Source organism: Oscillospiraceae bacterium (genome assembly GCA_035380125.1).
Classification (GTDB): domain Bacteria; phylum Bacillota; class Clostridia; order Oscillospirales; family JAKOTC01; genus DAOPZJ01.
This window is the reverse complement of the sequence record DAOSWV010000031.1, coordinates 23540-30966: the sequence shown is the minus strand read 5'-3', so window position 1 is coordinate 30966 and position 7427 is coordinate 23540. Positions and strand designations below refer to the sequence as shown.

The 7427-nt window shown below is 49.7% G+C and carries 4 protein-coding genes and 2 tRNA genes; all 6 read left to right on the top strand.

Annotated elements, in window-relative coordinates; all coding sequences use genetic code 11:
* Nucleotides 1-162 precede the first annotated feature (162 nt).
* The 6 genes from rpmE to PK629_11405 all read left to right on the top strand — a co-directional run bounded on the left by rpmE (nucleotide 163) and on the right by PK629_11405 (nucleotide 7421).
* Nucleotides 163-369: a 50S ribosomal protein L31 gene (gene rpmE / locus PK629_11430; GenBank protein HOP12088.1), complete on the top strand. Its 207-nt coding sequence runs from the start codon at nucleotides 163-165 to the stop codon at nucleotides 367-369.
* Nucleotides 370-426: 57 nt separating this feature from the next.
* The gene (locus PK629_11425) at nucleotides 427-1044 is read left to right on the top strand and encodes a YigZ family protein (GenBank protein ID HOP12087.1); all 618 of its coding nucleotides are present in this window, start codon (nucleotides 427-429) and stop codon (nucleotides 1042-1044) included.
* An 84-nt stretch (nucleotides 1045-1128) separates the two neighbouring features.
* Nucleotides 1129-1704, top strand: a complete 576-nt coding sequence (locus tag PK629_11420; protein ID HOP12086.1) for a sugar transferase — start codon at nucleotides 1129-1131, stop codon at nucleotides 1702-1704.
* 63 nt (nucleotides 1705-1767) lie between these two features.
* Nucleotides 1768-1854: transfer RNA gene (locus PK629_11415), tRNA-Ser, on the top strand.
* 81 nt (nucleotides 1855-1935) lie between these two features.
* A tRNA-Ser gene (locus tag PK629_11410) sits at nucleotides 1936-2027 on the top strand.
* 567 nt (nucleotides 2028-2594) lie between these two features.
* Entirely contained in the window at nucleotides 2595-7421 is a 4827-nt protein-coding gene (locus PK629_11405) for a metallophosphoesterase (GenBank protein HOP12085.1), read from the top strand.
* Nucleotides 7422-7427: the final 6 nt, after the last annotated feature.

The following is a 7427-nucleotide window of genomic DNA, read 5'->3' as shown; positions in this document are numbered from 1 at the left end:
GCTACTCTTTTTTTCCTCCTCCCTTTTGTAACACATCAATTGTAATCCTACAAAACAACATGAAGATTTTCGTCAAAAATCCTTGACAGGGGATGAACCACGTGTTATAATTAACCGCTGTTATGACTTTGAGTCAACGGCTTTGCAAAGAGGTGAGACGACATGAAGGAAAAGATTCATCCGAAATACGAGAAGACAACAATCAGATGCGCCTGTGGTGAGGAGATCGAAGTGGGCTCTACCAAAAAGGATATGCGTCTTGATATCTGCTCAAAATGCCATCCGTTTTTTACGGGCAAACAGAAGCTGGTCGACAGCGGCGGACGCGTTGATAAGTTCAACAAGAGATTCAATCTCGAACAGAAGTAATCTATTTGAGCAAATTTCGCGGTGCTATGGCGCCGCTTTTTGCTTTTTTTGGAGTATATGGATAGCTATCTGACTTTAAAAATCGAAGCGGAAGCCGTATTCGTGGAACAGCGGTCTAAATTTATCACCACCGCGCGTCCGGTCGAAAATGCCGGCGAGGCGGAGGCGTTTGTTTCACGCATCAAGCAGCAATATAAAGATGCTACGCACAACGTCTGGGCATATTTTATCGACGACGGGAATATGCGTGCAAGCGACGACGGGGAGCCGTCCGGGACTGCAGGAACACCGGTTTTGCAGGTATTGAAAGCGGGACGGATTTTCAAAAGTGCGATTGTGGTAACGCGTTATTTTGGTGGGATATTACTCGGCGCGGGCGGACTGGTACGGGCTTATGGCGCTGCTGCGAAATTGGGCGTCGAAGCCGCAGGAATCGTGACAATGACGCTGTGTGAGCGGTTTGCGATTACGGTGGAATATGCCGACGGAGATCGGGTGAAAAACGCCCTGCAAAACGGCGGTGCGGTTGTCACCGGAACGGAATATACGGAAAAAGTGACTTTTGAATATTATCTGGCCAAAGAAAAAACGGGCGAACTGACGGCGGCGATTGCGGAACTGACCGCCGGCCGGGCGGTGATCCGCTCGGACGGCACGGTATTTTTGCCGTATTGACTTTTCACTTAAGAATTCTTATAATTTCAATATAAAACACGGGTAAAACAGATGCACGCCCGATGAATTTCTGCGGGGATTTTGATGTACAAGACGGTCAAACGGATTTTGGATTTTTCGGCGGCGCTGATCGCGGTTTTGCTGATCTGGCCGTTTTTCCTTGTGATTATGCTTATCATCGCAGTGGATTCCAAGGGACCGGTATTTTTTGTGCAGAAGCGTGTAAAAAAGGATAAGAAACTGTTTAATATTTATAAATTCAGGACGATGCGAACCGATACACCGAAAGATCTTGCCACTGATTTGCTTGAAAATCCGCAGTTTTTTATCACCGGAGTCGGGCGGTTTTTACGTAAATACAGCTTGGACGAACTGCCGCAGTTATTCAACATTCTACGGGGGGATATGGCGGTTGTGGGACCGCGGCCGGCATTGTTCAATCAATACGATCTGATTGAAGAGCGCGATAAGGTCGGGGCCAATTCGGTAAGGCCGGGGTTGACCGGCTGGGCGCAGATTAACGGCAGAGATGAACTGACCAGCAAGCAAAAAGCCGCGTTTGACGGTGAGTATGTCAAACGAATGTCCTTCGGGTTTGATTTAAAGTGTTGCTTACTTTCGGTGAAACGCGTCTTTGCGCACGAAGGGGTGAAGTTGTAAAGATTTTTCGAATTTACAATATTGACAAGTCCCGGGTGGTGTGATATGATGTTAGGGCTGTTCGGAGAGATGTCCGAGTGGTTTAAGGAGCCGGTCTTGAAAACCGGTGACTCGTAAGAGCCGTGAGTTCGAATCTCACTCTCTCCGCCAAAAAGTCGGACTCAGGATTCCGGTGTTAGGCGTCCGTTCAGATAAATCGAAAAGTGAAAAAAGCAAGACCTTTGGCCGTATGGAGAAGTACTCAAGTTGGCCGAAGAGGCGCCCCTGCTAAGGGCGTAGGACGGGAAACCGTCGCGAGAGTTCGAATCTCTCCTTCTCCGCCAATAAAAAAGCACCCGGATGGGTGTTTTTTTATTTTAGCAGGAATGGGCGAAAAGGAAAAGCCGTAAGAAAAGGAAAAAGGGAAGAAAGAGTTAGAAAGGTGATTCTTTTACAGAGGTTTACAGGCAGAAAATTTCTTCAAAAATCGACATAAATAGACATAAAACAAGCAAATAATACATAAAAATGAATAAAAACGAAAAATTGAATAAATTGGTGAATCGAAATGTAACCGAAATGTAACCAATTTAATATACAATGTTGGACAATACAAGATTTCCCAGATTTTGCCGGCGAGATATCCATACGATAGACATGGTTATAAATCACCGGTAGTTTTTAACAAATTGTTACCAAATAACTGCTATTAGGTTATATGATGCGTCTAAAATATAAAAAAGGGATTGTTTCGGCGGGGTTATGAGATTCGTTTAATTGCAGCATTTCAAGAGCATTCGGACAGGCTTTGAAACGACGAAATAAACTTAACAAAAAAACTGTAATTTTATAATTCCTTCAGACGCGAAAACACACAATTGAAAAAGAAAAGTATAACAGGAGGAAGAAACATGAAAGGGAATGAATTGATAAAAAGGAAAAACGTTATTGCGATTTTGATTGCAATCACGATGTTGTTCGGGTTGTTTTCGCAAACGGTGTTTGCGGAAGGTACACCGACCTATTTTATTGCATTCACTTCGGACGTGCACAACAACACTTCAAACCTGCAAACTTGGCTGAACAGGTCGATGAGCAGCGGTACCACGACGTTGGATTATATGGTATTCGGAGGTGATTATGAGGGGTTCACGGTGGCTGCACAATGTGTATCCATCGTCAGCAGTACGTACAGCGGTACTCCGTCGGTGTTGGTGAAAGGGAATCACGACAACGACGGCGGAACCTATGCAGCCGGATTAGTCTATTCCGGGTCCGATTATGCGATTTATTCGGTGGATTCATCGAGCCAATCGTTTTCCACCACCGAGATCAGCAATCTGGACGCAGCACTGAAAACCATCGATCCGTCCGTACCGGTCTTTGTCGCTTCGCACTGTCCGCTGCATTATTTCAACAGCAGAACTACGGGCAACGCGGCGGCAATGGTGGAAGTGCTGAACAATTACCCAAACGTCATTTTCCTGTGGGGACATAACCACACAGTGAATGACACCAATTACGGGACGGTCAAGGTGGCGGGTAATACCATTCAATGTTCCAGCACTTCGTCACCGGTCACCATCAATTTCACCTATGCCAACTTCGGTGCGATGAACGCCGGCACTCAGAATGCCTACGGCATGCTCGCGACGCTTGCCAAAACCAGCAGCGGCACGACGATCGACTTTGATTATAAAAATTTGAGCGGCACGACCACATCCTCCTATTCGGTGACCATTGAGGATGATACTCCCAATGAGGAAATCAACGACGTCGCGATCACGGTCACAGCACCTGAACCCGGCGATGTACCGAATACGGACGCCGTGGTCTCCGGCCCGTTTGAGGGTTCTTCCTATACCGTGAGCTGGAACCCGAATCCGACTGCCTTCGACTATGAAACCTCCTATATGGCCACAGTCGTGCTGACGGCGCCGAGCGGATATTCGTTCACGTCCGGCGTGACCGCCACCGTCAACGGATATGACGCGACCGCCGTTCTCGATTCAGGCACGCTGACCGTCACCTATACGTTCACGACAGCCGCCGGCAGCACCGAGACGACCTATGAATTGGCTTCGAGCGTAGAAGAGGGCGCGACCTATTTGATCGTGGCCGAGTCGGGTTCTGATTATTATGCGCTGACAACAAGTTCTACAACCATAAGCAGTGTATCTTATTTACTCGGTTCCGCGGCCACGATATCGGACGATAAAATTGTTTCTACGGTAAGCGACAGTATGCTTTGGGTATTTACCGCAGACGGCGACGGGTATGACATTATGAACGGAAGTTATTATTTGAACCGCGTATCCGGCACGTCAGGCGGTATTGAAGCCGATACAACGGAAGATGGATCTTCCTATTCAGACTGGATTTTTGACGGTACTAATCATAATCTGACAACCATTAGTTCTTCACAAGTGACATTCTATCTTTATGTCACAAACAGCGGTAGCACATATTATTTTAGAAATAGTACATCAACAACTTACAGTGGTATGATCTACCTCTATAAGCTGACCGAGGGTACCGGTTCCACGACACAGATCATCGACAGTGTTGAAATCGCTGATCTCACCGATCCCGTGGGCGGCGTGGCACCGGATACAAACGTAACGGTTTCCAGCGGGATTACGGATCCGGGTGCAGCGGTCTGGATGCCGGAGGTCACTGATACTTTCGCATACAGCACGACATATACGGCCAGTGTTACGTTGACGGCACAGTCCGGTTACGAATTCGCGTCCGATGCAACTGTGACCGTCAACGGCAATGCCGCGACCTGCACCACGCTGAATACCGACGGCACGCTGACCGTGACCTACACTTTTAATGCGACGGGCGCGGATCCGAACGGACCGACTTATGAATTGGCCTCGAGTATTGAAGACGGGGAGACCTATGTCATCACCGCCCTGTCTGGTTCCGATTATTATGCTTTAACAAACGTACCTTATAGCACAACGGTAATGACGGGAACGAGCGTAACTGTCACAAATGCTGCAATTACATCAACTGTTACGGATGATATGCTCTGGAAATTTGATGCTCACACAGACAGCACCTATGGGGATGGGTATACCATAAGAGATCAAGACGGAATTTATTTAATTCGTGTATCAGGACAGTCAGGCGGACTTTACATTCAAAGTGAAGATACATATTATATCACTTGGTCTCTTATTGGAACGCAATTAAAAAATCTTCATGGAAGTCAAAAATTCTCGTTGAGCTTGACTGGCACGAACTTCACCGCGGTAACTTCTTCTTATGCGGAAGTTTACCTCTTTAAAGTGACCGAGCCGGCAGGCGGGACCGTCAGCGAAGTGGATATCAGTATCACGGCACCGGAAGGCGGAGCGACACCCGCCACATCGGCGACGGTATCGACAAACGGCGTGACGGCGGGTACGGTCACATGGACACCGACCGTGTCAAGCACGTTTGCATATAACACGGCGTATACGGCCAGTGTCACTTTGACGCCGAACGCCAACTATACATTCGCGTCCACCGTGTCCGTATCTGTGAACGGCGGAACAGCGGTCGAGTATACACCCGGCAGTGGTACGCTGACCGTAACATACGCGTTCGAAGCGACCGGAGAAGAACCGATCACCAGCGTGGTGGTCACGGACATCACAACACCGATTGCCGGTGCAGAGCCCGACACAACTGCGTCGGTATCGATCGGTACGGCGGGCACGGTGACCTGGACTCCCACGGTCTCAAGTACCTTCACATACAGCACGGCATATACGGCCGGCGTCACGCTGACCGCACCATCCGGTTATGAATTCACATCCGGTACAGCTGTGACCGTCAACGGCAATGCTGCGACCAGCACCACGTTGAATGCCGACGGCACGCTGACCGTGACTTATACCTTTGATGAGACGGGCGCGGATCCGAACGTACCGACGTACGAACTCGCCACAAGTATCGAAGACGGGGAGACCTATGTCATCGCCGCCCTGTCGGATACCGATTATTACGCGCTGACGACAACTACATTCACAAGTGGATCTTATAGCTATTTGGAAGGCGAAGAGGTTACTGTGTCGAATGATAAAGTTACTTCAACAGTCAGTGATGATATGCTTTGGATATTTACCGCGGACGGAAACGGCTATAATGTCATGAACGGAAGCAACTATCTGACGCGCAAATCAAGCGGTAGTCCGGGGGTTTATCTCACTACGGACGATGAAGGATCTGCCTATAACGAATGGATGTATGTATACGGGTCAAGCGGAAGCCAACTTCGTTTACTTGGTGGATCAGGGGGGTCGACATATTTTTATCTTTATCTTACTTCGAGCAGCGGCACCTATTACTTCGCAAATACTTCATCCACTGCTTACAGTACACTTTACCTCTTTAAATATACCGAAGCCACGAATGTGAGCGTGAGCAGCGTCGCAGTAACCGATATTGACACGCCGGTCGCAGGAGCAACACCTGATACGGCGGCGGCTACATCGACCACAGGCGTGACGGTGAGTGCAGTTTCGTGGAGCCCGAACGTCACAACCTTTGGATACGGCACGCAATATACGGCGACCGTCACACTGACGGCGCAGTCCGGTTATGAATTCGCGTCCGGTGCGACAGTGACGATTGACGATCACAGTGCGGCTGTTACGGACAACGGCGACGGTACGCTGAACGCATCCTATCAATTCGACGCCACGGCAAATCAGCAGATCACCAGCGTGGCGATCACGGGCATCACCGAACCGGCTGCCGGCGGAATACCTGACACAACGGCGGAAACAGTGACTGAAGGCGCAACAATAACGGGCGATGTCACGTGGACACCGAATGATTCCACCTTTGCATACAACAAGGTCTATACGGCCAGCGTCACCCTGACGGTACAAACCGGTTATCAGTTCACGACCGGTACGACCGCGACGGTCAACGGGGTTACGGCATCCAGCGCCACGGCGAGCGGCGACGGAAGCACATTGACCGTGACCTACGCATTCCCCTTGACCGGTATGGAGACCCCGAGCATCACGGCACAGCCGCAAAGCGTGACAGCTGCCGCGGGGGGAACGGCGGAACTGAGCGTTTCCGCAAGCGTTACGGACGGCGGCACCCTATCCTATCAGTGGTACAGCAACAGCACGGACAGCAGTACGGGCGGTACGTCGATCGGAAGCGCTACCGCAAGCAGTTATTCCGCGCCGACGAATACGGTTGGAATCATTTATTACTACTGCGTGGTGACAAATTCGGACGGCGTCAATACGGACAGCAAGACCGCGACTACACAAACCGCGGCGGTGACGGTGAAACTGGCGTCGATCCAGTCATCCGACTACACCGTTGACACAGCAAACGGAATTCTGTCAATGGTCTCTGCCGGCACTTCCGCCAACGGGCTTAAGGCAAAACTCCTGAATGACATGGCAGATATCAAGATCTTCAACGGTGAAACCGAATATACGGGCGACACCGTGGCGACCGGAATGACCGTGAGGTACTATGTAAACGGCGCTGTTCAGGATGAGTTGAAGATCTCCGTATTCGGAGACGCGAGCGGCGACGGGGTCATTAATGTGAATGATATTCTGTATCTGCGCGCTCAGATCATCGGCGCCTACGCGATGTCGGCCTGCGAGGCCGCTGCGGCGGATATCAACGGTGATATGGCGGTGAATATCATCGACATCCTTTATGTCCGGGCTCATATCCTTGGAGACTATACAATTAATGCGAAATGAGGTAAA